This window comes from Leisingera sp. MMG026, assembly GCF_021654205.1.
Classification (GTDB): domain Bacteria; phylum Pseudomonadota; class Alphaproteobacteria; order Rhodobacterales; family Rhodobacteraceae; genus Leisingera.
Genome location: NZ_JAKFZM010000001.1, coordinates 268,306 through 292,947 on the forward strand (window position 1 = coordinate 268,306; position 24,642 = coordinate 292,947).

At 61.5% G+C, this 24,642-nt stretch carries 20 protein-coding genes and 1 pseudogene; 9 read left to right on the forward strand and 12 right to left on the reverse strand.

Annotation, left to right across the window (positions count from 1 at the left end; genetic code table 11):
* Positions 1-124: 124 nt before the first annotated feature.
* Positions 125-832 carry a transcriptional repressor LexA gene (lexA, locus tag L1069_RS01285; protein WP_134829910.1) on the forward strand — a complete coding sequence of 236 codons (708 nt, stop codon included), beginning with the start codon at positions 125-127 and terminating at the stop codon, positions 830-832.
* On the opposite strand, the gene L1069_RS01290 is transcribed toward lexA, so the two are convergent.
* Entirely contained in the window at positions 829-2,895 is a 2,067-nt protein-coding gene (locus L1069_RS01290) for a ComEC/Rec2 family competence protein (RefSeq protein WP_237454522.1), read from the reverse strand. The two genes, lexA and L1069_RS01290, sit on opposite strands and share 4 nt — an antisense overlap.
* A 79-nt stretch (positions 2,896-2,974) precedes the next feature.
* On the opposite strand from L1069_RS01290, the gene gltX reads away from it, so the two are divergent.
* The 3 genes from gltX to L1069_RS01305 all read left to right on the forward strand — a co-directional run bounded on the left by gltX (position 2,975) and on the right by L1069_RS01305 (position 6,911).
* Positions 2,975-4,375, forward strand: a complete 1,401-nt coding sequence (gene gltX, locus L1069_RS01295; RefSeq protein ID WP_129370947.1) for a glutamate--tRNA ligase — start codon at positions 2,975-2,977, stop codon at positions 4,373-4,375.
* 127 nt (positions 4,376-4,502) lie between these two features.
* Positions 4,503-5,798 carry a citrate synthase gene (locus tag L1069_RS01300; RefSeq protein ID WP_129370948.1) on the forward strand — a complete coding sequence of 432 codons (1,296 nt, stop codon included), beginning with the start codon at positions 4,503-4,505 and terminating at the stop codon, positions 5,796-5,798.
* Between the two features lie 303 nt (positions 5,799-6,101).
* Positions 6,102-6,911, forward strand: a complete 810-nt coding sequence (locus L1069_RS01305; protein ID WP_237454523.1) for a calcium-binding protein — start codon at positions 6,102-6,104, stop codon at positions 6,909-6,911.
* A 61-nt stretch (positions 6,912-6,972) separates the two neighbouring features.
* Here L1069_RS01305 and L1069_RS01310 read toward each other — a convergent pair whose 3' ends face one another.
* From L1069_RS01310 to L1069_RS01355, 10 genes and pseudogenes are all read right to left on the reverse strand, one after another.
* Positions 6,973-7,752: an enoyl-CoA hydratase-related protein gene (locus L1069_RS01310; protein WP_237454524.1), complete on the reverse strand. Its 780-nt coding sequence runs from the start codon at positions 7,750-7,752 to the stop codon at positions 6,973-6,975.
* Between the two features lie 105 nt (positions 7,753-7,857).
* Positions 7,858-8,340 (reverse strand): cytochrome c-type biogenesis protein, encoded by a 483-nt coding sequence (locus L1069_RS01315; protein WP_237454525.1) that lies wholly within the window; start codon positions 8,338-8,340, stop codon positions 7,858-7,860.
* A complete protein-coding gene (locus L1069_RS01320; protein ID WP_129370951.1) occupies positions 8,337-10,301 on the reverse strand; it encodes a heme lyase CcmF/NrfE family subunit in 1,965 nt (654 codons plus the stop codon). Before L1069_RS01320 ends, L1069_RS01315 begins: the two co-directional genes overlap by 4 nt.
* A 78-nt stretch (positions 10,302-10,379) precedes the next feature.
* Positions 10,380-10,955, reverse strand: coding sequence for a holin family protein (locus L1069_RS01325; RefSeq protein ID WP_237454526.1), 576 nt, complete (start codon positions 10,953-10,955; stop codon positions 10,380-10,382).
* Entirely contained in the window at positions 10,946-11,557 is a 612-nt protein-coding gene (locus tag L1069_RS01330; RefSeq protein WP_129370953.1) for a holin-associated N-acetylmuramidase, read from the reverse strand. Before L1069_RS01330 ends, L1069_RS01325 begins: the two co-directional genes overlap by 10 nt.
* A 189-nt stretch (positions 11,558-11,746) precedes the next feature.
* Positions 11,747-12,190, reverse strand: coding sequence for a cytochrome c maturation protein CcmE (gene ccmE / locus L1069_RS01335; RefSeq protein ID WP_129370954.1), 444 nt, complete (start codon positions 12,188-12,190; stop codon positions 11,747-11,749).
* 41 nt (positions 12,191-12,231) lie between these two features.
* Positions 12,232-13,260 carry an N-acetyl-gamma-glutamyl-phosphate reductase gene (gene argC, locus L1069_RS01340; RefSeq protein WP_237454527.1) on the reverse strand — a complete coding sequence of 343 codons (1,029 nt, stop codon included), beginning with the start codon at positions 13,258-13,260 and terminating at the stop codon, positions 12,232-12,234.
* A gap of 113 nt (positions 13,261-13,373) precedes the next feature.
* Entirely contained in the window at positions 13,374-14,183 is an 810-nt protein-coding gene (murI, locus tag L1069_RS01345; protein ID WP_129370956.1) for a glutamate racemase, read from the reverse strand.
* A 9-nt stretch (positions 14,184-14,192) separates the two neighbouring features.
* Positions 14,193-14,315 (reverse strand): annotated as a pseudogene (locus L1069_RS01350) (acyltransferase); the annotation flags it as partial.
* Between the two features lie 190 nt (positions 14,316-14,505).
* On the reverse strand, positions 14,506-17,925 hold the full coding sequence (locus L1069_RS01355) for an indolepyruvate ferredoxin oxidoreductase family protein (RefSeq protein WP_237454528.1): 3,420 nt from the start codon (positions 17,923-17,925) through the stop codon (positions 14,506-14,508).
* A gap of 169 nt (positions 17,926-18,094) precedes the next feature.
* On the opposite strand from L1069_RS01355, the gene L1069_RS01360 reads away from it, so the two are divergent.
* The 5 genes from L1069_RS01360 to grxD all read left to right on the forward strand — a co-directional run bounded on the left by L1069_RS01360 (position 18,095) and on the right by grxD (position 23,228).
* A complete protein-coding gene (locus L1069_RS01360; RefSeq protein ID WP_129370958.1) occupies positions 18,095-19,000 on the forward strand; it encodes a LysR family transcriptional regulator in 906 nt (301 codons plus the stop codon).
* 633 nt (positions 19,001-19,633) lie between these two features.
* A complete protein-coding gene (purL, locus tag L1069_RS01365; RefSeq protein ID WP_237454529.1) occupies positions 19,634-21,799 on the forward strand; it encodes a phosphoribosylformylglycinamidine synthase subunit PurL in 2,166 nt (721 codons plus the stop codon).
* A gap of 100 nt (positions 21,800-21,899) precedes the next feature.
* Entirely contained in the window at positions 21,900-22,418 is a 519-nt protein-coding gene (locus tag L1069_RS01370) for a hypothetical protein (RefSeq protein WP_237454530.1), read from the forward strand.
* A 65-nt stretch (positions 22,419-22,483) separates the two neighbouring features.
* Positions 22,484-22,720 (forward strand): BolA/IbaG family iron-sulfur metabolism protein, encoded by a 237-nt coding sequence (locus L1069_RS01375; RefSeq protein ID WP_019297755.1) that lies wholly within the window; start codon positions 22,484-22,486, stop codon positions 22,718-22,720.
* Between the two features lie 145 nt (positions 22,721-22,865).
* Positions 22,866-23,228 carry a Grx4 family monothiol glutaredoxin gene (gene grxD, locus L1069_RS01380; protein WP_237454531.1) on the forward strand — a complete coding sequence of 121 codons (363 nt, stop codon included), beginning with the start codon at positions 22,866-22,868 and terminating at the stop codon, positions 23,226-23,228.
* An 82-nt stretch (positions 23,229-23,310) separates the two neighbouring features.
* Here grxD and L1069_RS01385 read toward each other — a convergent pair whose 3' ends face one another.
* A complete protein-coding gene (locus L1069_RS01385) occupies positions 23,311-24,480 on the reverse strand; it encodes a calcium-binding protein (protein WP_237454532.1) in 1,170 nt (389 codons plus the stop codon).
* Positions 24,481-24,642 lie beyond the last annotated feature (162 nt).

The following is a 24,642-nucleotide window of genomic DNA, read 5'->3' on the forward strand; positions in this document are numbered from 1 at the left end:
ACTCCCGCCGGAGGCACGCGCCCCAGGCGCGTTCTCTTTTACGCCTCGCCAGGGACTGCGATATTGACACAAAACGGGAACATGCGTAGAACAAAAGAAAACCCGAGGCGCGGAGGGAGCGGCGATGCTCACAAAAAAGCAACTGCAACTGCTGGAATTCATTCACAAACGTCTGCAGCGCGACAGCGTGCCGCCCAGTTTCGATGAAATGAAGGTCGAATTGGACCTGCGGTCTAAATCGGGCATTCACCGGCTGATCACTGCATTGGAAGAGCGCGGATTTATCCGCCGCCTGCCGCACCGCGCCCGCGCGATTGAGATTATCCGCCTGCCGGAAAGCCTGGGCGGAGCACCGGACGGACAGGGCTTTGCGCCAAAGGTGATCGACGGCGGTCAAACACAGCCTTCGCCCTCTGCGCCTGCCGCCGCAAAGCCAATGCGCCAGGCTGCTGTGGAACTGCCGGTGATGGGCCGCATCGCCGCTGGTGTGCCGATCGAGGCGATCAGCCAGGTGTCGCATCAGGTGGCGGTTCCGGGCGGTATGATCGCGCCGAACGGCCAGCATTTCGCGCTGGAGGTCAAGGGCGACTCGATGATCGAGGCCGGCATCAATGACGGCGACATCGTGGTGATCCGTGAAACCGGTACTGCTGATAACGGCGATATCGTTGTTGCATTGGTCGAGGGGCACGAGGCGACGCTGAAACGCTACCAGCGCCAGGGCAGCATGATCGCGCTGGAAGCCGCCAACCCGGCCTATGAAACCCGGCGCTACCCGGAAGATCAGGTGCAGATCCAGGGCCAACTGGTTGGGCTGATCCGCACTTATTAAGGGTTTTCCTGGCCAAGAATCCTCCGGAGGCGGGTGATTTCACCCCCCTCCGGCTGCCATCCTGTCCACAGCCGCTGTCCAGACACACTGCGGGATGTCTGCAGACCGCCTGTCGCGGTCACGGCGATGCTGCCCGTTTGGCGCATCACTGCCGATGTCAGCAGCAGACAGTTTTCCGGCGTTTGCGCCGTAACTGTGGAAACGATGATGTCTCCCTTTTTACAGGCACTTGCCTGCGCGAGCTTACGTTTCCCAGGCGCATGAACCAGCCGGAATCCCGGTCCTTGCCAAATCGGCAAAGCCTCTGTTTCACCGCTCCAGCGCGCCGCGGCAGCGATCTGCCCTGCCGGGTCGCCATCATTCTCCAGCCAGATTTTCGCAGTAAACCCCTGCCCTTTGGCCCGGGACAAGGCCCGGCCGTGCGGCGACATCACGCCAACCAGCCCGCCAGAATCAGCAATCAGGACAACAGGACGCTCTGCCGCGCCCCACATCAGCAGCGCACAGGCCGCTGGCAGCAGCCCTGCCAGCCGCAGCCACCCTTGCCAGATCACCGCAAACAGCATGCCCGCAGCAAACAGCGGCAGAACCCAGACGCCCGGCGCGGGCACATGCGACAGCGCCCCTTCGAATTCCGAGACGGTCTGCGCAACTGCCAGGATCCAGTCCAGCCCCCATCGCATAACTGTCAGCCCGATCATTTCCAGGCCAAACGGCGCCAGGCACAGTGCCAGCACCGCAGCTGGAATAACAACCGAGCCCATGACCGGAACAGACAACAGGTTCGCCAGCAGCCCGTAATGCGGCACCGTATTGAAATGCGCCGCAGCAAAGGGGGCGGTTGCCGCGCCGGCCACCGCAGATGAAATCACCAGCGCCAGAACCGGCCGCAGCCATCGCGGCCCCAACGGCACTTCCCTGTCCCGCAGCGCGGCAAAGACCGCAACCAGTGCCGCCGTTGCGGCGAAACTCATCTGGAAACCAGGGCTCAGCAGGCTTTCCGGGCGCCGCAGCAGCACAATCCAGGCGGCCACTGCAACTGCGCGCAGGGTAATCGCCCGCCGGTTCAGCAGCACAGCGCCAAACATCACCGCCACCATGACAAAGGCCCGTTCTGTCGCCACATTGCCGCCTGACAAGGCAAGATACCCCGCGCCGGCAGTCAGCGCCGCAAGCGCTGCCAGTTTCTTGACCGGCCAGCGCAGTGCCAGGACAGGTATCAGATTGAACGCAACTCTCAGCGCCGCAAAGACAAATCCGGTGAGCAGCCCCATATGCAACCCCGAAATGGCCAGAAGATGCGCCAGATTGCTTTGCCGCAGGGCAGTCAGCGTTTGTTGCCCCACGCCGCTGCGGTCGCCGGTGGTAAATGCGGCTGCAAACCCGCCCGTCTCTCCGGCTAAACGGTCTTGCAAGCCCTGCGCCATATTCCTGCGCAGGCGTTCCACTGGCAGGCCTTGGCCGGGTGCCTTTGCCAGCAGCACCGGAACCCTTGTGTACCCCAGACCGCCCAACTGCTTGAACCAGGCATGGCGGCGGAAATCGAACCCGCCGGGTTCGGCAGGCCCTTGCGGCGGCAGCAAATGCGCGGTGGTCATGACCCTGGCGCCGGGCGGCGGCACCTGTTCCTGCGCCTTCAATGATATGCGGACACGGGCCGGCGTGTTTTCCGCCGCCACCCGGTCCAGCCGAACCTGATCCAGGGTCAGCCGCAGGGCGTCGGTCGGCGAGCGGTCGACAGCCACGACACGTCCCTCCACCGCCCCGTAGTAGCGGAACTCCAGGACCGGAGCCGACACCCGGTGCGCCCGTGCTCCGGCCAGGCACAGCCCCGCCGCCGCAAGTGCAGGCGCCCACAGTAAAAACGCCAGCGACCGCCGGGACATGGCGCCGGCTGCCATCAGCAGCGCACACATCGCCAGCCCGGCAAACACGGTGGCGCCTGGCTCCGACTTCAAAGAAAAATAGGCACCGATCCCGGTCCCGAGAAACACCGGGGTCCAGGGGAACAGATGTCCCCGCTGCGCCTGCAGCAGGTCTGCAATGGCTGTGCTCGGCCGCATGCTTGCCCCCCGCCTTCTGGCCCGGTAGACAGGCTGAAACTCTAAACCTCACATGGTTTCCAAAAGGTAAATCCCGCTCATGACCCAACCGGTTGTCACCCGTTTCGCGCCTTCTCCCACCGGCTTTCTGCACATCGGCGGAGCCCGCACCGCGCTGTTCAATTGGCTTTATGCCCGCGGCCGCGGCGGCAAGTTCCTGCTGCGCATTGAAGACACCGACCGCGAACGCTCCACGCCCGAGGCGACCGCCGCCATCCTGCAGGGCATGGCGTGGCTGGGCCTGGATCATGACGGCGAGGTGATCAGCCAGTTTGAGGGCGCAGACCGCCACGCCGAGGTCGCCAGGCAATTGCTGGACGAAGGCAAGGCCTATAAGTGTTTTGCCAGTCAGGACGAAATCGCCGCCTTCCGTGAACAGGCCAAGGCCGAAGGCAAATCCACCCTCTACCGCTCGCCTTGGCGCGACGCAGATGCCTCCAGCCACCCGGATGCAGCTTTTGTGATCCGCATCAAAGCGCCGCAAAGCGGCGTTACCGTTATCAAGGATGAGGTTCAGGGCGACGTCACCATCAGGAACGATCAGCTTGATGACATGATCCTGCTGCGCTCGGACGGCACGCCGGTTTACATGCTGGCGGTTGTGGTCGACGATCACGATATGGGCGTCACCCATGTGATCCGCGGCGATGACCACCTGAACAACGCCGCCCGCCAGATGATGATCTACGAGGCGATGGGCTGGGACGTGCCGGTCTGGGCGCATATCCCGCTGATACACGGGCCGGACGGCAAAAAACTGTCCAAACGCCATGGTGCCTTGGGGGCGCAGGAATACCAGGCGATGGGCTATCCGGCGGCCGGCATGCGCAACTATCTGGCCCGTTTGGGCTGGTCGCATGGCGATGACGAATTTTTTACGGACGATCAGGCCAAGGCGTGGTTTAACTTTGATGGCATCGGCAAAAGCCCGGCCCGGTTCGACACCAAGAAGCTGGAGAATCTCAGCGGTCAGCATATCGCCGTTAGCGACGACGCCGCACTGCGGCAAGAAATCAGCGCCTATCTGGGCGCAGCCGGAGAAACTGCCCTGACTGACGCACAGTCACAGGGTCTGGAAGCTGCGATGTATTGCCTCAAGGACCGGGCACGCACCTTCCCTGAACTGCTTGAAAAAGCGCATTTTATCCTTTCATCACGGCCAATTGACCGGGATGCGAAGGCAGAAAAGGCGCTATCTTCTGTATCCGATGGTATACTGGGTGAATTGACGCCGCAGCTGCAAAATGCTAGCTGGGTCCGTGACGATCTGGAGGCGCTTCTGAACGCATTTGCAGAAGCCCATGATACCAAGTTCGGCAAGCTGGCAGGCCCTTTGCGGGCAGCACTGGCGGGCCGGGCGGTAACGCCTTCGGTGTTCGATATGATGCTGATTCTGGGCCGCGATGAAACCATTGCCCGGCTCCAAGACGCAACAGGCTGAAACCGGTCCTTAACTCCCGGGTAAGCCTGTTTTGATAACACAACCCCTGCGCGACTCCGCGCAGGCGCTGCCCCGCATGAAGACGCCTGCACGGCCGCTCTCGTGCCTGTAACAGGAAGGGACATCCATGACCGAGACACAGAAATCTGCCACGCTCAGCCTGAATGGCGAAACCTACGAGCTGCCCATTTTCTCGCCAACGGCCGGGCCCGATGTTCTCGACATCCGCAAGCTCTACGCGAAGGCAGGTGTGTTCACCTATGACCCGGGCTTCACCTCGACCGCCAGCTGCGACAGCACCATCACCTATATTGACGGCGACAAGGGCGAACTGCTGCACCGCGGCTACCCGATCGACCAGCTGGCATCGAAGTCCCATTACCTCGAGGTTTGCTACCTGCTGCTTTACGGCGAACTGCCGACCGTCACCCAGCTGGAGGATTTCGAGACCCGTGTGACCCGTCACACCATGGTGCATGAGCAGATGCACAACTTCTTCCGCGGCTTCCGCCGCGATGCGCATCCGATGGCGACGCTGGTTGGCGTGGTCGGCGCGATGTCGGCCTTCTATCACGACTCGCTGGATGTCACCGATCCGTGGCAGCGCGAAGTCGCCGCCGTGCGTCTGATCGCCAAACTGCCGACCATTGCCGCGATGGCCTATAAATATTCAATCGGCCAGCCGTTTGTGTATCCGAAGAACGATCTGGATTACGCAGCCAACTTCCTGCACATGTGCTTCTCGGTTCCGGCTGAAGAATACCACGTGAACCCGATCCTGAGCCGGGCGATGGACCGCATCCTGACCCTGCACGCGGATCACGAACAGAACGCTTCCACCTCGACCGTGCGTCTGGCCTCTTCCTCGGGCGCAAACCCGTTTGCCTGTATCGCCGCCGGCATTGCCTGCCTCTGGGGTCCGGCCCACGGCGGCGCCAACCAGGCCTGCCTGGAAATGCTCAAGGAAATCGGCTCGGTCGACCGCATCCCCGAGTTTATCGCACGCGCCAAGGACAAGAACGATCCGTTCCGCCTGATGGGTTTCGGCCACCGCGTCTATAAAAACACCGACCCGCGCGCGACCGTGCTGAAGCAATCCGCGGACGAGGTTCTGGATCTGCTCGGCGTCGAGGACAACCCGCTGCTGCAAGTTGCCAAGGAGCTGGAGCAGACCGCGCTGAACGACCCCTACTTCATCGAGAAGAAGCTGTTCCCCAACGTCGATTTCTACTCGGGTATCATTCTTGAGGCGATGGGTTTCCCGACGTCGATGTTCACCCCGATTTTTGCGCTGTCGCGCACCGTCGGCTGGATCTCGCAGTGGAAAGAGATGATCGCCGATCCGCAGAACAAGATCGGCCGCCCGCGCCAGCTGTACCTGGGCGAGACCATGCGCGATTACATCGACATCGAAAAGCGCTGACCGCCAGTTGCAATGAACATTCAAACGCCCCGCAATTCGCGGGGCGTTTTCTTTTGCGGTCTCCAAGAGAGTCTGTGTTTTTCGGGGCTAGGCCCCGAAGGCAATGCCACCGCAACAGCCATAAAACAGCGACAATTCCGGATCATTACTCAGACCGTTTCTATGGAAAGTTCAATATTTAGAAGTGTTTGACTAAGACAATCAAACTCAATACCAAACCGTCAGGTTTACTTACTTCTGGCAGGGCGGCCCCGTGCACGCATTTGCAAAAGCCCTCTGCCAGCCGACTATGGGATTGGTGACATGGAACTCTTGATCTTGCTCGGTATCGGCCTGACCATCGGCGGCGTTGCCATTGCCCTGGATGATGACGACGATGGCATTACCAAGGGCGACACCACCGCCGACGCCACAGAGGATAACGACGACCTGGCGGGCGGATCCGGCGAGGACACAATATTCGCCAAGGACGGCGACGACATAGTAGACGGCAATGCCGGAAACGACCGGCTGTTTGGCCAAGGCGGACAGGATTTGCTGATTGGCGGCGAAGGTGACGATTTCCTGCGGGGAGGCTCCGACCATGATTCAATCATTGACGGCACGGGCAGCGATACTCTGATCGGGGATGCAGGCAACGATTTCATTGTGTCGACCAGCGCCTTTGATCCGGACAACGTCGTGGAAGCCGGCAGAGAATGGGCCGCCAACGATGATCCGGACGTTGACGTGCAACTGGAACCTGAGCTGAACCACGATACCGACGAAGACGCGGATGTGATCCAGGCGGGCGGCGGCAATGACGATGTTATCGCAGGCAACGGCGACACAGTGAGCCTGGGAGAAGGCCTGGATGAACTGATCCTCGGCGATTGGATCGAGGCCGGCGATGAACCGGTTGTTCTGACAGACTACAGCCGCCTTGAAGATGTTATCGTCTATTCTCACGATGGCGAAGGCACGCCGCCTGAAATCACAGTTGAGAACACTCTTGACCAATTCGGTGATGAGGATGACGCTCTGCTGCTGGCAGATGGCGAGGTTTTTGCTCGTATCCAAGGCGCCGGTGGTCTGATTACAGCAGGCAACGTTATGGTGCTGACCCGCGCCTGAAATGAAATGCCGGAGACACTCCCCGGCATTTTCTTTCAATTCTCAGCCGACCTGAAACTGCTCAGCGCCCTTCGAATTTCGCGGGGCGCTTTTCCATGAAGGCGGTGACGCCTTCATGGAAATCGCGGGTCTTGCCGCATTGGCCCTGCAGATGCGCCTCTTCCGACAGCTGCTCGGCCAATGTGCGGCCAAAGCTTTCGCGCAGGGCGGATTTGGTGGCGGCAAAAGCCTTGCTGGGGCCGCTGGCCAGATATTCCGCGCGCTTCCGCCAATGGGCGTCGAACTCTGCATCCGGCACCGCTTCCCAGATCATCCCCCAGTCGCAGGCCTGCCGGGCGCTGACGCGGTCGGCAAACAGGGCAGCCCCCATTGATTTGGCCAGACCGATCTGGCGCGGCAGGAACCAGGTGCCGCCGGCGTCAGGGATCAGGCCGATTTTGCTGAAGGCCTGCATGAAAAACGCGCTTTCAGAGGCGATCACCACATCGGCGGCCAGCGCCAGATTGGCCCCTGCCCCGGCAGCGGCACCGTTGACGGCCGCCACAACCGGCACCGGGCAATCATAAATCGCCTGCAGCATCGGCAGGTACTCGTCGCGCAGCGTGCGTTCCAGATCCAGCTGGCCGCCGTTGCTGCCTGCGTCGCTCAGATCCTGGCCCGAGCAGAACGCATCGCCCGCCCCGGTCAACACCACAGCGCGGGCCTCGGAAGACGCCATGCGCATCGCATGGGTGATCTCGGACCGCATCCGGCTGTTAAGCGCGTTCTTGCGCGCTTCGCGGTTCAGGGTGACAACCGCCAGCCCGTCCTGCAGAGAAAACAGGATTTCCTTATAGTCCATCGGAGTGCCTCACGTAACTTGCGTTCAGAGGCCAGAAACGCGTGTGCCTGGCCGTTTGCCGGTATGGTGACGGAAAGCCCGCCCGCCGGAAAGCCGGACCCGGCGTCAATCCTTCAGGATTTTCCGCAACCGCTCCTGCTCGTCAGCGCTCAGCCCCTGCTCGGCGGCCTTGGGCGCGCGGGCGCGTCCCCGCACATAGAAGACGGCGATCACAACGGCGGCCAGCAGCATCAGCGGGCCTGCAGCCCACAACAGCCAGTTGGCGCCGCCGGTGGTGGGGCGCAGCAGCACATACTCGCCATAGCGGTCGACGATAAAACTCATCGCCTCGCTGTCGCTGTCACCCGCAACCAGCCGCTCGCGTACAAGGACACGCAGATCACGGGCCAGTTCGGCGTTGGACTCATCAATGCTTTCATTGCGGCAAACCAGGCAGCGCAGGTCCTTGGACAGCTCCCGCGCGCGGCTTTCAAGTGCTGGATCGGCCAGCACCTCATCCGGCTCCACTGCCAGTACCGGAGCGGGCGCGATGATAGCTACAGCAGCAAATCCGGCCAGTGCCAGGATCAAAAAGCGCAAGGTTTTCATTCCGCGGGCACTCCTGTTTCCGGTGCCTTGCGCGCGCCTGCAGCAACGCGGAAACGCCGGTCGCTAAGGCTCAGCAGCCCGCCAAGCGCCATCAGGATAGAGCCGCCCCAGATCCAATTGGCAAGGGGTTTGATATAGGTGCGCATGGTCCAGCTGCCATCGGCCTGCTGATCGCCCAGCACCACGTAAAGGTCACGGGTGACGCGGTAATCAATTGCGGCCTCGGTGGTTGGCATCCGGCTGACCGGATAGTCGCGCTTTTCCGGGAACATCACCGCTTCGGGCTGCCCGTTGCGCGTCACCTCGACCCGGCCTTTGGTGGTAAAGTAGTTCGGCCCCTGTTCCCGGCTGACATCCGTCAGCATCAGGGTAAAGGCACCAACGTCAAAGGGTTCGCCGATGCGGGCCACGCGGATATCTTCCTGTTCCCAGGCGGTCAGGCCGGCGATGGCAAAGATGGTGATGCCCAGCCCGCCATGGGCCACGGCCTTGCCCCAATCGGCACGCGGCAGCCGCAGCATCCGTTGCAGGCGGCCCGATTTGCCACTGCGCAGCCACAGATCAGCCAGCGCCCCGAACACCATCCAGGAGCCCAGGAACAAACCCACCGGCCCCAGCGCGGACTTGCCGGTCTGCAGCGCCCAGGCCAGCACACCCAGCGACACCGCCAGCACGAAGACATAGCGCAGCTGCCAAGCAGTGCGCCCGATCCGGCCGCGTTTCCACGGCAGCATGGCGCCAACCGGCATGATCAGCCCCAGTGCGATCATGAAAGGGGTAAAGGCAGAATTGAAGAACGGCGGGCCGACGCTTAGCTTTCGGTCCAGCAGCATATCCGCGAGGATCGGCCAGACAGTGCCGAAGAAGACCACAAAGCAGCTGACCGCCAGCAGGATGTTATTGGCCACCAGTGCGCTTTCGCGGCTGACCATGCCAAAGACGCCCTTGGCCTCCATCGCCTGGGCGCGGGCCGCAAACAGCGTCAGCGCGCCGCCGGTGAAAAACGCCAGAATGAACAGGATGAACACGCCGCGTTCCGGATCGTTCGCAAAGGCATGCACACTGGTGATGATGCCCGAGCGCACGATGAATGTCCCGATCAGCGAGAAGCCAAAGGCCAGGATCGCCAGCAGGATGGTCCAGCTCTTCAGCGCCTCTCGTTTCTCCACCACAATGGCGGAATGCAGCAGCGCCGCCGCCAGCAGCCAGGGCATGAAGGAGGCATTCTCAACCGGGTCCCAGAACCAGAACCCGCCCCAGCCGAGCTCGTAATAGGCCCACCAGGAGCCCAGCCCGATACCGATGGTCAGGAAGATCCAGGCCGCCAGCGTCCAGGGCCGCACCCAACGGCCCCAGGCGGCATCAATGCGGCCTTCGATCAGGGCAGCAACGGCAAAGGAAAACGCCATGCTCAGCCCGACATAACCGAGATATAGGAACGGCGGATGGAAGGCGAGGCCCGGATCCTGCAGCAGCGGGTTCAGGTCCTGCCCGTCAAACGGCGGCACTGCCAGACGCAGGAACGGATTGGACGTGAACAGGATGAAGGCATAAAAAGCCACGCCAATGGCTGCTTGCACCGCCAGAACCCGCGCCTTCAACGTGGGCGGCAGCCCGCCGCCAAAGACCGAGGCCATCGCCCCGAACAGGGCAACGATCAGCACCCACAGCAGCATTGATCCTTCGTGGTTTCCCCAAGTGCCGGAGATCTTGTAGAGCATCGGCTTGGCCGAATGGCTGTTCAGCGTCACCAGCTTCAGCGAGAAATCAGAGGTGATGAATGCCCAGGTCAGCGCCCCGAAGGCAAAGGCGGTGAACAGGAACTGCGCCTGTGCCGCGGGCTCCGCCACGGCCATCCAGCCGGGCCAGCGTTTATGGGCGCCGATCAAGGGGATAACAGCCTGCACGATCGCAATCATGAAGGCGAGGATAAGGGCGAAGTGGCCAAGCTCTGTAATCATGTATTTTCCTATACGCCTGTCTGCTGCGGGCGCCAATGGCATTCGCCGCGCCATGCCGCCGCAGCCGCTAAAATGTGATCAGCCGCGACGGGCTTTCCAGGCTTCCAGCGCCGGGTTTTCCTCTGCGCCCGTGGCCTGAAGCCGCGCTGCGGCGTCGGTGCCGGTAGAGGCCGCCGCAGGTGAATCGGCCCGCAGCCTGTTCAGCGCGGCGATGTTTTCGACGGCCTGGGGAACCCGCGCCATGCTGACCGCCAGACCATGCTGAAACTCCTGTGCCTTCACCTGATGCCGCGCCCCGAAATAGAAGGAGACAATAACGCCCAGCAGCCACCACAACGGTTCCGGCACCAGCGCGAGTCCCTGCATCCGGGCGGCGAACCACACCGGGTCGCTCAGCGCAGACACCATCAGCGCCAGCGTTCCCAGGGCCAGCAGAGGGCGCGGCAACCGGTTCACCCCATCCATAAGGTGGTCAAACCAGCCTTTTGCGGGCTGGTGAAATTCGGTGCCAAACTGGCCAAGCGCTGCAATCTGAACGTCATGGGCACGGCCGGCACCGGCTTCGGCGTTTTCGCGAAAGACTTCGGCAGTTTCCCGCAGGACATTGCGTTGGCTGCCAAAAACAAGCCCCAGAATGTCAGAGATTACCCCCATGCCGCGATCCTTTCCTGAAAGGCCTGCTGGTTCAGATGGTAGTTCGGCGAGATGAATTCCTCGGCCCGTTTGATCCAGCCGCCTTTGCCGCCCGCGCGGGTGCGGGCGTATTTGCGGCTGGCCGGCCGGCGGTCTGCCAGACGGAAGTAATAATTGCGCCTCGCGATGCCATAGGCGTCGCGCAGGCCCGTCGCATCAACGGTGGCAGCATCGGCGGCGGCGCCTGCCGTCTGCGGTCCGATTGTGCCGTCCACCGCAACCCTGTACCCCATATCGCGCAGCAACCGCTGCAGGATGCGCACCGCGTTGCTGCCGGCATTCACATACATATCAAAGACCGTGGCCTGGAGGCACTCCGGCAGGCTGGCAATCCGGGGCGCGTCGAAATAGTGGCGGATGAAAATGGCCACGGCTTGCGCGCGGGTCAGCGCCTTCACATCCCCGGCGTCCACATCCCCGTCGCCGGTCACATCCAGCCCCAGCCGCCGCAGGGTCCCGATGGTCACACCGTATTTGGTCGCGCCGCCGGGGTCATCCGGATCATTCACAAAACCGCCTTCCCGCGCCACAATCTCAGCGGCGATTTCCTTAACACTCTGCATCGAACCTCACCCTTTTCTGGTGAGTCAATCATCGTGAAAATACGAAAAGATCTCCTGACAGCGGCGTACGCATGTTGCGCAACACCGCCTCAGGAACGCTGCCGCACCGCGCCGAGCCCGGCCCAACGCAAAACGCCTCCCCGAAGGGAGGCGCCTTTTGGGCGGGAGCCATTTGGTCAGAAACCGGTCTCAGGTTTCGGGTTCCTGATAGACCCCCTGCTCCTTCAACGCGTCCATGACTTCCTTGGGCATATAGGTCTCGTCATGTTTCGCTAGAATTTCAGAGGCTTCAAAGACGCCATTCACGTAACGCCCGGTGCCTACCATGCCCTGGTTTTCTTCAAACAGATCCGGCAGCACACCGGTATAGGCGACCTGCACCGTCGCACCTCCATCAGTAACCGCAAAACGCACGGTTTCACCCTGGCCGCGCTGCAGCGTGCCTTCCTCAACCAATCCGCCGATGCGGAACACTTCGGACGGTTTCGGCGGCGCCTCGGCCACCTGGCTGGGCGAACGGAAATAGTTGATCCCGTCACGCATGGCATAGCCGATCAGGGCGGTTGCAACCACCAAAGCCACTGCGGCAACGGCAATGACCTGGATCCGGCGCTGTTTCTTCAGGTTCTTCATGGTGTCCTCACTTCAAGGTCCCTGCCTGCGCCGCTCCCGGATCAGGGGAACAGCGGCGCCATCATCAGACCTTCGGTCTCAGTCTCACCTAACATCAGGTTTGCGTTCTGCAAGGCCTGGCCGCTGCTACCTTTTGTCAGGTTATCAAGTGCTGCAATCACAATGGTCCGGCCATCGATCCGGTCCTGCGCCACACCGATATGGCAGAAGTTGGAGCCGCGCACATGGTGGGTGCTGGGGGCCTCGCCAAAGGGCAGCAGTTCGATAAAGGGCTCATCAGCGTAAGCCCTGGCAAAGGTGTCATGGATCGTCCGCGCGTCGCCTTTTACATAAACGGTCGCCAGAATGCCCCGGTTGACTGGCAGCAGATGCGGGGTGAATTGCACCTTTACGGGGCGGCCCGCGATCTTGCTGAACTCCTGGTCGAATTCGCCCAGATGCCGGTGGGTGCTGCCGATGGCATAGGCGTTATAGCCCTCGCTCAGCTCTGCATGCAGCAGGTTTTCCTTGAGCGACCGGCCGGCGCCTGAGACAGCGCATTTCAGATCCAGAATAATGTCGTCCAGATCAATGACCCCAGCCGAAATCAACGGGCGCAGGGCAAACTGACCGGTGGCTGCGTTGCACCCAGTGCCGGCCACCAGCCGCGCGGATTTGATCTCATCCCGGTAGAACTCGGTGAGGCCATAGACCGCCTCCTCCTGCTGTTCCAACGCGGAATGGGGATTACCGTACCATTTCTCGTACTCAGCCGGATCACGCAGCCGGAAGTCTGCCGACAGATCCACGATCTTCAGGCTTGCGGGCAGCGCCGCAATCACTTCCTGGCTGGTCTTATGCGGCAGAGCGCAGAAGCACAGATCAATGCCGGCGAAATCAATCTCGCCGATCTTGCACAGTACCGGCAGTTCCATATGGCGCAGATGCGGGAACACTTCCGCCATTGTCATACCGGCCTTGCGGTCGGCAGAGAGCGCCGCAATTTCGAGGTTCGGATGCTGGGCGATCAGCCGCACCAGTTCGGCGCCAGTGTAGCCGGAAGCGCCAAGAATAGCCACTTTATGGGTCATGTCAGACCTCGTCTTTCAATGTGATTTGCCGTTCTGCAGCCATCTGCGGTGAGAATTAGGAGGAAATGCGCCCGTGCACTTTGACCTGGAACAAGGTTCCGCGCGGTCTGTTCTCAGGCGGCCTGAAAGGTGATTTCCCGTCGGAGAAACTGGGTCGCCCGGTCGCTGACGCGGCCCGGGTTTCCGGTGGTGAAGAAACCGCCGGCACCAGTGCCGTGCATGTCGGGATGCCGTGTCAGGTAATCCGCCAGACTGTCCGCAACCAGATTTCCCTGGCTGAACACTTTGACCCCCGGTCCCAGTGCCGCCTGGAAAGTCTGTTCCATCAGCGGGTAATGGGTACAGCCCAGAATGGCGGCTTGCGGATGCGGCATTTTACGTTGCAGGGCATCCACATGGGAGCGCACCAGGGCCTCAGCGAGGATCATGTCGCCGTCCTCGATTGCGTCCACCACACCGCCGCAGGCCTGGGCCTCGACATCCACACCAATGGCGCGGAAAGCCAGCTCCCGTTGAAAGGCGCGGCTGGCGACAGTTGCAGGCGTGGCAAACAGCGCAACGTGTTTCACTTCGACTTCGCGCGGAGGCGAATTGTCGCCCCACTGGCGCTCTGTCAGCGCTTCAATGAGAGGGACAAAAACCCCCAGCACCCGTTTGCCCTTGGGCAGCCCGCCCTCCTGCATCCGGCGCAGCGCCGCAGCAGAGGCCGTGTTGCAGGCCAGGATCACCAGATCGCAGCCTTTGCTCCACATATCTTCGACCGCAGCCCTGGTCAGCTGATAGACATCTTCGGCATCGCGCACACCGTAGGGCGCGCGGGCGTTGTCGCCGTAGTAAAGGAAATCCAAATCCGGCAGACGTTTCTGCACGGCGTCAAGGACGGTCAGTCCGCCCAATCCTGAATCAAAGATGCCTACAGCCATGTCGCCTTCTCACGCGTGGTGTTTCTCTTCGAACTCAAACCCATACCCGTGGGATTTGAGCGGTACTGAAGAAAGCTCATACGTCGCTTTGCGAAAGAAATCCATAAGTGCTTTTGTGTCTTTGGCCATTGGCGCCGGAACGCTGCAAGTATCGTTGGGGCAAAAGCAGACCGGGGCGCTGCCCCGGACCCCGGGGTATTCAGGACCAGAAAGAAGCGGCGGAACGGCAAACGCCGCGCGTCAGCGTGGCGCCGGGCCCAACCGGGAAGGACCATCCTGCGGATGGCCCTGAGCGGGCGGGAGTGTCCCGCCCGGCCCTTGGTTACTCTGCCGCGTGTTTCAGCGGCACGCCGCCCTGGCGAAGGGCTGCCAGCAGCTCCTCACGGCGCTTCGCAGTTTTCTGCTCATTTGCCATCTTCACCGGACCGAAACCGCGGATCGAGAGCGGCAATTCAGCCAATGCCAGCAGAGGCTCCATGATGTCCGGCGCCGCTTTCGGCAGCCACTCCATCATGTCCGCTTCATATTGCTTGATCAGGGCGCGCTCCATCTTGCGTTCCTCGGTGTAGCCGAAGATGTCGAGCGGTGTGCCGCGCAAGCGTTTCAGCTTGGCCAGCAGGCGGAAACCGCGCTCCATGCTTGCACTGAACTTGCGTTTTTTCGGACGCCCGTCCGCATCGGTGCCGCCCAGCATCGGCGGCGCCAGGTGATAGGACAGCTTGAGGTCGCCTTCAAACTCCGCCTCCGCCTTGGCGCGGCTGTCGAGCAGCAGGCGGGCGACTTCGTATTCGTCCTTGTAGGACAACAGCTTGTGATAGCCCTTTGCCGCTGCCTCTTTCAGCGCGGGATCGCTGATACCGTCGAGCAGCCTAGCATAACGCCTGGCCAGCCCTTTGCCCTGATATGCCACCAGATGATCGGCACGGAAGGCGATCTTCTCCTCGAGGGTTTTCGGCTTTTCTGATGTGTCCGGCCGGCTCAGACGGGCCGCGTCTTCGGGGTGCAGCACCGCCCAGCGGCCGATATCGAAGGCGCGCAGGTTGCGCTCCACAGCGGCGCCGTTCAGCGTGATCGCCTGCTTGATCGCCTCAAAGCTGACAGGCACCAGGCCGCGCTGCCAGGCGCCGCCGAACACCATCATGTTGGAGAAGATCGAATCCCCCATGGTGGCGCGGGCCAGTTCGGACGCATCGAACAGATCGACCCGGTCGCGCAGGCGGGCCTGCAGCGCCACTTCCAGGCGGTCGGTCGGCACCTTGAACTCGGTGTTCTTGGTGAACTCGCCGGTGATGATTTCATGGCTGTTCACCACGGCGCCGGTCAGGCCAGTAGAGGTTAGGCCCAGGGTCTTGGCCCCCGCACTCACCACCAGGTCGCCGCCGATCAGCGCATGCGCCTCGCCGGTGGCGACGCGGATCGCCGAGATGTCATCGGGGGTGTTGGCAATCCGGCAGTGGATATGCACCGCGCCGCCCTTTTGGGCGAGACCCGCCATTTCCATCAGCCCGGCGCCCTTGCCGTCAATCTGTGCAGCTTGCGCCAGAATGGCGCCGATGGTCACAACGCCGGTTCCGCCGACACCGGTGATTACCACGTTGTGGGTGCCGTCAATGGCCGGCAGTTCCGGCTTTGGCAGATGCGGCAGGTCGATGTCGGCGGTCGCCTCCTTGCGGATCTTGGCACCCTCGACCGTCACAAACGAAGGACAGAAACCGTTGACGCAGGAGAAGTCCTTGTTGCACGACGACTGGTCAATCGCCCGTTTGCGGCCCAGTTCGGTGTCCTTGGGCACGATGGAGACGCAGTTCGATTGCACCCCGCAATCGCCGCAGCCTTCGCAGACGTCGGTGTTGATGAACACCCGCTGGTCCGGGTCCGGGAACTGGCCCTTCTTGCGGCGGCGGCGTTTTTCGGCGGCGCAGGTCTGGATATAGATAATCGCAGAAACGCCTTCGACCTCTTCAAATTCGCGCTGGATCTTCATCATTTCGGCGCGTTCGTGCATCCGCATGCCGGCCGGGAACAGCGTGGCGTCGACGTCTTCCTTCTCGTCATAGACCACGGCCATGGTTTTAACGCCCATCGCAGTCAGCTCATGCGCGATTTGCTGCGCGGTCAGCCCGCCCTCGGCCTGCTGGCCACCGGTCATCGCCACCGCGTCGTTATAAAGGATCTTGTAGGTAATGTTGGTGCCTTCGGCCAATGCAGCCCGGATCGCCTGCACACCGGAGTGGTTATAGGTGCCGTCGCCCAGGTTCTGGAACACATGTTTGCGGTTGGAGAACGGAGCCTCGCCCACCCAGTTGACGCCCTCGCCGCCCATATGGGTAAAGCCGGTGGTCTCGCGGTCCATCCATTGCACCATAAAGTGGCAGCCGATGCCGGCATAGGCGCGGGAGCCTTCCGGCAGTTTGGTTGACGAGTTGTGCGGGCAGCCCGAGCAGAAGTAGGGCAAGCGGGATGCGATTTCCTCGGCGTTGTCGGCGCGGCGGGCCTCTGACAGGTTTTCGAGGCCGGCCCGGATGGCCTCGGTCTCGCGGCCTTCCTCAATCAGGATGCCGCCCAGTTTTTCGGCGATCATGATCGGGTCCAGCGCATAGCGGGTCGGGAACAGCTCCTCGCGGTGCATGCTGCCGGCGCCGCCCTTGTACCAGCCATAGACCCGGCGGCCCTGGCGGTCGTCAAAGATCGCTTCCTTGATCTGGATCTCGATCAGCTTGCGCTTTTCTTCGACCACAACAATCAGATCCAGGCCTTCGGCCCAGTCGTGGAAGCCCTTCATGTCCATCGGGAAGGTCTGGCCCACCTTATAGGTGGTCAGCCCCAGCCGTTCGGCCATGGTCTCGTCGATGTTCAGCAGCTTCAGCGCATGCACCAGATCAAGCCAGTTCTTGCCGGCGGCAACAAAGCCGATCTTGGCGCCGGGTTTGCCCCACATGCGCTTGTCCATCTTATTGGCGTGGCTGAAAGCCTCTGCCGCAAAGCGCTTGTAGTCGATGATCCGGTCTTCCTGGCGGAAGCGGTCGTCGTCCAGGCGGATGTTCAGCCCATCTGCCGGCATGTCGAATTCCGGCGTGACCAGCTGCATCCGGTCCGGGTTTGCATCCACAACCGAGGTGACTTCGATCGTGTCCTTCATGGTCTTGAGGCCGGTCCACAGGCCCGAAAAGCGCGACAACGCATAGCCATAGATGCCGTAATCAAGGATTTCCTGCACACCCGCCGGGCTGACGATTGGCAGGTAGCAGTCCAAGAGCGACCATTCCGACTGGTGCAGCACGGTGGAGCTTTCGCCGGTGTGGTCATCGCCCATCGCCAGCAGCACGCCGCCGTGTTTTGACGAGCCGGCCATATTGGCATGGCGGATCGCATCACCCGAGCGGTCAACACCCGGCCCCTTGCCGTACCACAGGCCGAATACACCGTCGTATTTGCCCTCGCCGCGGACCTCGGCCTGCTGCGCCCCCCACAGGGCGGTCACGGCCAGATCTTCGTTCAGACCGTACTGGAAGGTGACATCCGCCGCCTTCAGATGCTTCTCGGCCTTGCTCATCTGCAGGTCGACTGCCCCCAGGGGCGAACCGCGGTAGCCGGTGACAAGTCCGGCGGTATTGAGACCCGCCGCCCGGTCGCGGTGCTTTTGCATCAGCATCAGCCGCACCAGTGCCTGGGTGCCGTTCAGCAGTACCGGCGATTTCGTCAGGTCGTACTTGTCATTAAGTGAGATTTTCGGCGTGCTCATCGTGGCCTCCTCAACCGGGATTAGCTTGCACTTTCTGACCCCAAGAATAGGTCATAATTGCTGACCTGAATAGCCGCTTTTTTTTCGTTTTTGCTCGCTTGCGTCACGGAAACTGATACATAACTAAGATTTCATACAGTCGGCCCCAAACGCACAGAAAGTAACGCATATGGATTGGGATAAGCTCAGAATATTTCACGCGGTGGCCGATGCGGGCAGCCTGACCCATGCCGGTGACAGGCTGAATCTGTCGCAATCGGCGGTCAGCCGCCAGATCCGGGCACTGGAAGAGAGCCTGAATGCGACGCTTTTTCACCGCCATGCGCGCGGACTGATTCTCACCGAACAGGGTGAGCTGCTGTTTGACGCCACCCAATCCATGTCCACCCGGCTTGAAGCCGCCTCTGCCCGCATCCGCGACAGCGAGGAGGAAGTGTTCGGCGAGTTGCGCGTCACCACCACTGTGGGTTTCGGCACCCTGTGGCTGGCGCCGCGGCTGACCAAACTGTATGAGCAGTATCCCAATCTGAAAATCGACCTTATGCTGGAAGAACGTGTTCTGGACCTGCCGATGCGCGAGGCCGATGTGGCCATCCGCATGAAAGAACCCAGCCAGGCCGATCTGGTGCGCAAGCGGCTGATGACGGTGCGGATGGGTCTATATGCCTCTCCGGCCTATCTGGAACAGCGCGGCACTTTGGAAACCGCTGAAGACATTTCCCAGCACCGGCTGATCTGTCAGAACCAGCGCTCCGCCCAAGTGGGTTCAGCCGCGGTTCTTGGTAAAATGCTGATGGCCCATAACCCGGGGTCGCTGCTGACCGTCAACAACTATTTCGGCGTGCTGCAGGGCGTGCTGCACAATCTGGGGGTCGGCATTCTGCCGGATTATGTGACCGAGGAATTCCCGCAACTGGTCGAGGTGCTGCCGGAAGAGGATCAGCACAGCGTGCCGGTCTACCTCGCCTATCCAGAAGAACTGCGCCATTCCCAGCGGGTCGGCGCGTTCCGCGACTTTGTGCAATCCGAAATCATGGCGCACCGGAAGCATATGAAAGAGCTGGGGAAACTCTGACCCGCGCCGACGCATCAGCGGGCCAAGTTCGCGCTGCAATGCAGCGTCGTGGCCGGTTTTGATTTGTCCGAACCGGTGCAGCGCCCCAAGCCATGCAATTTCCGCATACCAGCATTGACCCATCTTTGACATTAATCCCCTTGAAGGGGCAGGCCCGGCGCCCTAAATGAAGCTCATGAAGGCGGCGGCTTCGCCCCCCTTCATACCTCCCTGTTGGACTTCGGCCGAGCTTAGTGCTCGGCCTTTTTTTTGGCCGTAACACATTGACCCCAAAGGGGTATTGATCGACAGGCGGTCTGGACAAGCGTGCCCTGGTCCTGACAGCTTGCGGCGGCCCGCCAATGGGGCTGGACATGCCCTTGGATAGCAGCGCGGAAAAAACAAAGTCTTTTCTTTTCTTTTTCCAAACGCCGCAGACTTTCGTCATGCTTGTAATTTCAGCGCTTGGCCAACCGCACGCCCGCAAATCTACCGCTTTGAAAAGACTAAAGCTTAACCCAGTTCAGCGGATCAGCCGCTGCGGCGCAAAGACGCCTCTGCCGGCATCTGGCCGGGAGCCGGCTGATTCCGCTTCCCCCGCGCCCCTCCTTGCCCTAAAAGGCGCGCAATCGCAGCCATTGGGGACGTTTACGGATGCAGGAACCCGCCATCACGCCTGAACTGATTGCCAATCACGGGCTGAAGCCCGACGAATACGATCTGATCCTGGAAATCATCGGGCGCGAGCCGACCTTCACCGAGCTGGGCATTTTCTCGGCGATGTGGAACGAGCACTGCTCTTACAAGTCCTCCAAGAAATGGCTTCGCACCCTGCCGACCGATGGCCCGCAAGTGATCTGCGGCCCGGGTGAGAACGCCGGCATCGTCGACATCGGCGATGGCGACGCGGTGGTATTCAAGATGGAAAGCCACAACCACCCCTCTTACATCGAACCCTATCAGGGTGCGGCAACCGGGGTTGGCGGCATCCTGCGTGACGTCTTCACCATGGGCGCGCGGCCAATCGCCTCGATGAACTCGCTGTCCTTTGGCGAGCCGTCCCACCACAAGACCCGCCAGCTGGTCAACGGCGTGGTTGAGGGCATCGGCGGCTACGGCAACTGCTTTGGCGTGCCCTGCGCGGGCGGTGAAGTCCGCTTTCACCCCGCCTACAACGGCAACTGCCTGGTGAACGCCTTTGCTGCGGGCCTGGCCAAGACCGACGCCATCTTTTATTCCGCCGCGTCTGGCGTTGGCATGCCGGTTGTGTATCTGGGCGCCAAAACGGGGCGTGACGGCGTTGGCGGCGCCACCATGGCCTCGGCAGAGTTCGATGACACCATTGAGGAAAAACGGCCCACCGTTCAGGTCGGCGATCCCTTTACCGAAAAGCGTCTGATGGAAGCCACGCTGGAACTGATGCAGACCGGCGCGGTGATCTCGATCCAGGACATGGGTGCTGCGGGCCTCACCTGCTCGGCCGTGGAAATGGGCGACAAGGGCAAACTGGGCGTCAAGCTGAACCTGGAAGACGTGCCGCAGCGCGAAGAGAACATGACAGCCTACGAGATGATGCTGTCGGAATCTCAGGAACGCATGCTGATGGTGCTGAAGCCGTCGCTGGAAGCCGAAGCGCGTGCGGTGTTCGAAAAATGGGACCTGGATTTCGCCATTGTCGGCGAGACCATTGCCGAAGACCGTTTCCTGATCCTGCATAACGGCGACGTGAAGGCGGATCTGGTATTGTCCAAACTGGCCTCCACCGCGCCGGAATACGACCGACCCTGGGTCTCGACCCCGGCGGCTGAACCGCTGACCGACGCCGACGTGCCCACCATTGATCCGATTGATGGCCTCAAGGCGCTGCTCACCTCGCCGAACTATGCGGGCAAACAGTGGGTTTACGAGCAGTACGACACCACCGTGATGGGCGATACCGCCCGCCGCCCCGGCGCCGGTTCCGGTATTGTCCGGGTGCACGGCACCGGTAAAAAGCTGGCCTTCACCTCGGACGTGACCCCGCGCTACGTGATGGCGAACCCCTTTGAGGGCGGCAAACAGGCGGTGGCCGAAGCTTACCGCAATCTGACAGCTGTGGGCGCCAAACCCTTGGCAACAACGGATAACCTGAACTTCGGAAACCCCGAAAAGCCCGAGATCATGGGCCAGTTTGTCGGCGCCATCAAAGGCATCGGCGAAGCCGTGGCCGCGCTCGACATGCCGATCGTCTCCGGCAACGTGTCGCTGTACAATGAGACCGACGGCAAGGGCATCCTGCCGACCCCGACCATCGGCGCCGTGGGCCTGATTGCGGCGGGCGAGGAGCCGATCACCGGCGAAGCCCGCGACGGCCATGTCGCCCTGCTGGTGGGGGAAACCATTGGCCACTTGGGCCAGTCGGCACTGCTGGCCGAGGTCTTTAACCGCGAGGACGGCGACGCCCCGGCGGTCGATCTGGAGACGGAGAAGCGCAACGGCGAATTCATCCGCGCCAACCGCGATTTCATCAAAGCCTGTACCGACCTTGGCGACGGCGGCCTGGCGCTGGCGGCGTTCGAGTTGGCCGAAGAGGCCGGCGTCGGCGTGCAGATCGACGCGGGCGACACCCAGACCGTGTTCGGCGAAGACCAGGCGCGCTACCTGATCGCCTGCAACTTTGATCAGGCCGAGGCGCTGATGCTGGCTGCTGGCCAGGCCGGTGTGCCGTTGGTTACCGTCGGCAAGTTCGGCGGCGACATGGTTAAGATCGGCGGCTCCGAAGCACCGCTGGCCGAGCTGAAGGACATCTTCCGCTCCAGCTTTGCCGCTGCTGTCGCCTGATTGAAACACGCAATGCCCGAACCGGGCACCGTGGCAGACTGATGCATAGGGTGGGATGGCACAGCCGTCCCGCCCTTTGTTTTGAACCGGGGACCGGCCCATGACCCTTCCTGAGCTGACAGAGGATTGCAGCCGCTGCGCAGGTCTGTGCTGTGTGGCCTATCCGTTTGAGGCGCATGAAGACTTTGGCCTGCTGAAACAGGCAGATACCCCCTGCCCCAACCTCGCTCCGGATTTCCGCTGCAGCATTCATTCCGGCCTGGCTGCGTGCGGCTTTGGCGGCTGCGTCGCCTATTCTTGCGCCGGGGCCGGCCAGAGGGTTACGCAAATCCTGTTTGATGGCGAAACCTGGCAGGATGACCCGGACCTGCTGACCCATATGACCTATGCGCTGCGGGTGCTGCGGCCCATCCACGAAGCTTTGCTGGTGCTGCAGGAGGCCGCCGCCCTGCCCTTGCCGCCGGAACTGCAAACCCGCAGAGCAGAACTGACCGCAGCGCTCTGCCCGCACAACCCCACCTCTGTCTGGGATTTTGAGGAAAACAGCGTGCAGGACGCCCTGGCGGCGGTGCCGGAATTTGTCGAAACCCTTGCGCCTTTTGCACAGGACCGCGGTTAATCCCGCTTGCACAGCCCCCGGCGCCCACCTACATTTTTACCAAACAAGACAAAGGACTTCCCCGGATGCCCATGCAAGCCCATGAAATCGAAGAACTGCTGCGCGAAAGCTTCCCTGACGCTGAAATCCAGGTGGCCGGCACCGACGGCGTTCACATGTCGGCGATGGTCGTCGACGAAAGCTTCCGCGGCAAGAACCGCGTCCAGCAGCAGCGCGCCGTCTATGCCGCGTTGAAAGGCAAGATGGACGGCCCCGATGGCGAACTGCACGCCCTGGCACTGACGACAAAAGCGCCGGAGTAGGCCGGTTGGGCTGACTGCTTGAATTTGCGGGAAATCAAGTTTCTCCGGCTGCGGCCCTTTTATTGCTGCCCATTGTGGCATATCTCGCGCTCAACGACTTTCTGCCGGTCCATCCACGGCGGCACGACGAAAAGGACATGAACCAATGACCGACGTAAAAACCCGCATCGACGAAACCGTCAACGCCAGCGACGTGGTGCTGTTTATGAAAGGCACCAAGGAAATGCCGCAGTGCGGCTTCTCCTCGCGCGTGGCGGGCGTGCTGAACTACATCGGCGTGGACTACACCGATGTGAACGTGCTGGCGGATGAGGACATCCGCTCGGGCATCAAGGAATACTCCGACTGGCCGACCATTCCGCAGCTTTACATCAAGGGCGAATTCGTCGGCGGTTGCGACATCATCACCGAGATGACCCTATCGGGCGAACTGGACGGCATGTTCGAACAGAACAGCATCGCCTTTGACAAGGATGCTGCCGACAAGATCCGCGAAGCCAACGGTTAAAAGCTGAAGGCTCTTTTCATTACAAAGGCCTGCCGCATTCAGTTGCGGCAGGCCTTTTTTGTTTCGTGACCGATGCGGGGTTTTACGCCGCGTCGATCAGCACCAGGTCATCGGCAGTAAAACTTTCGCCGGCCCCCTGCAACCGGGCCACAACCTCGCCCTGCTGCAGGATCAGCGCGTCGCCTGTTTCCGCATCGTTTTCAACGCTGTAGTCGTCGGCATTCACGGTTTCGCTGCCATTGTCAAAGACCAGCTGAACCACGTCTTCGCCCGGTGTGTAATCGGTGATGGTGATGACACCGGTTGCGTCCTGCGACATATACAGGCTGAAGTCATCCTGCCCCTCGCCGCCGGTTCCGGTATCGCCGGCGCCCATCAGCAGGAAGTCATTGCCGGCGCCGCCATCCAGCGTATCCGCGCCGTCGTCCGCGTTGGAGAAGCCGACGCCCTCAAGCGTTGCACCCTCATCCTGGTCGCGCAGACTGGCAACCTCTTCCGGTGTCAGGTCCCGCGTCAGGTTTACCCCGCTCAGGGCATCATTGCCGGCGCCGCCATTCAGAACATCCGCGCCATCGCCGCCGATCAGGTCGTCATCCCAGGTGCCGCCGTCCAGCGTATCGTCGCCAGCGTCGCCGAACAGAACGTCAATGCCGCCATCGCCCGACAGGGAATCGTTTCCGGCACCGCCATAGGCGATGTCGTGAAATTCGCCGCCGGAGATAGTGTCATTGCCTTCGCCGCCATCGGCCACATCTTTTCCTGCGCCGGCAATCAGCACGTCGTTTCCGATGCCGCCTGTCAGGCTGTCATAGCCCAGGCCGCCAACCAGCGAGTCGTTCCAGTCGCCGCCGTCCAGCGTATCGTTGCCGCCTTCGCCGAAAATCGTGTCGAGGCCGCCGTCGCCGGACAAAAGGTCATTGCCGTTGCCACCGTAAATCAGATCATGAAACGCGCCGCCGGACACCGTGTCGCTGCCGTCGCCTGCCAGCACAGTGTCTTTGCCCTCGCCGCCCGAGATCTGATCATTGCCGCCCCCGGCCTGTACCCGGTCGGCCCCGGTTCCTGCCTCCAGAACATCGTCTTCATCCCCCAGGATCAGATCGTCCGGCCCATCCGTAGGAAGGGTCCCTGGCAGTACAGGTTCAGGGTTTTCATCAATGGGATCCGGCTCGGGCGCGTTATCATCGCCGTCATCAAAGCTGATCGCCAGGCCGGCAACTGCCAATGTGCTTAGAACAAGTGCGCCAATCATTTAGTCCCCCAAAAGTAGAAAGCAGAAATACATCACAACTCAGCTACGGGAATTCTTCAAATTGGTCCAGATTTTGTTGTTATTTTGCCTAAAAATTGCCTTAAACAATTTGTTCCCCAATGAGAAACAGTGAAATCAGGTCTGCAATCGCAGGCGCGAAAC

Bases quoted from the DNA above. Each gene is read 5' to 3' on its own strand.
- lexA (WP_134829910.1), top strand. From the start codon at position 125: ATGCTCACAAAAAAGCAACTGCAACTGCTGGAATTCATTCACAAACGT.
- L1069_RS01290 (WP_237454522.1), bottom strand. From the start codon at position 2,895: ATGCGGCCGAGCACAGCCATTGCAGACCTGCTGCAGGCGCAGCGGGGA.
- gltX (WP_129370947.1), top strand. From the start codon at position 2,975: ATGACCCAACCGGTTGTCACCCGTTTCGCGCCTTCTCCCACCGGCTTT.
- L1069_RS01300 (WP_129370948.1), top strand. From the start codon at position 4,503: ATGACCGAGACACAGAAATCTGCCACGCTCAGCCTGAATGGCGAAACC.
- L1069_RS01305 (WP_237454523.1), top strand. From the start codon at position 6,102: ATGGAACTCTTGATCTTGCTCGGTATCGGCCTGACCATCGGCGGCGTT.
- L1069_RS01310 (WP_237454524.1), bottom strand. From the start codon at position 7,752: ATGGACTATAAGGAAATCCTGTTTTCTCTGCAGGACGGGCTGGCGGTT.
- L1069_RS01315 (WP_237454525.1), bottom strand. From the start codon at position 8,340: ATGAAAACCTTGCGCTTTTTGATCCTGGCACTGGCCGGATTTGCTGCT.
- L1069_RS01320 (WP_129370951.1), bottom strand. From the start codon at position 10,301: ATGATTACAGAGCTTGGCCACTTCGCCCTTATCCTCGCCTTCATGATT.
- L1069_RS01325 (WP_237454526.1), bottom strand. From the start codon at position 10,955: ATGGGGGTAATCTCTGACATTCTGGGGCTTGTTTTTGGCAGCCAACGC.
- L1069_RS01330 (WP_129370953.1), bottom strand. From the start codon at position 11,557: ATGCAGAGTGTTAAGGAAATCGCCGCTGAGATTGTGGCGCGGGAAGGC.
- ccmE (WP_129370954.1), bottom strand. From the start codon at position 12,190: ATGAAGAACCTGAAGAAACAGCGCCGGATCCAGGTCATTGCCGTTGCC.
- argC (WP_237454527.1), bottom strand. From the start codon at position 13,260: ATGACCCATAAAGTGGCTATTCTTGGCGCTTCCGGCTACACTGGCGCC.
- murI (WP_129370956.1), bottom strand. From the start codon at position 14,183: ATGGCTGTAGGCATCTTTGATTCAGGATTGGGCGGACTGACCGTCCTT.
- L1069_RS01355 (WP_237454528.1), bottom strand. From the start codon at position 17,925: ATGAGCACGCCGAAAATCTCACTTAATGACAAGTACGACCTGACGAAA.
- L1069_RS01360 (WP_129370958.1), top strand. From the start codon at position 18,095: ATGGATTGGGATAAGCTCAGAATATTTCACGCGGTGGCCGATGCGGGC.
- purL (WP_237454529.1), top strand. From the start codon at position 19,634: ATGCAGGAACCCGCCATCACGCCTGAACTGATTGCCAATCACGGGCTG.
- L1069_RS01370 (WP_237454530.1), top strand. From the start codon at position 21,900: ATGACCCTTCCTGAGCTGACAGAGGATTGCAGCCGCTGCGCAGGTCTG.
- L1069_RS01375 (WP_019297755.1), top strand. From the start codon at position 22,484: ATGCCCATGCAAGCCCATGAAATCGAAGAACTGCTGCGCGAAAGCTTC.
- grxD (WP_237454531.1), top strand. From the start codon at position 22,866: ATGACCGACGTAAAAACCCGCATCGACGAAACCGTCAACGCCAGCGAC.
- L1069_RS01385 (WP_237454532.1), bottom strand. From the start codon at position 24,480: ATGATTGGCGCACTTGTTCTAAGCACATTGGCAGTTGCCGGCCTGGCG.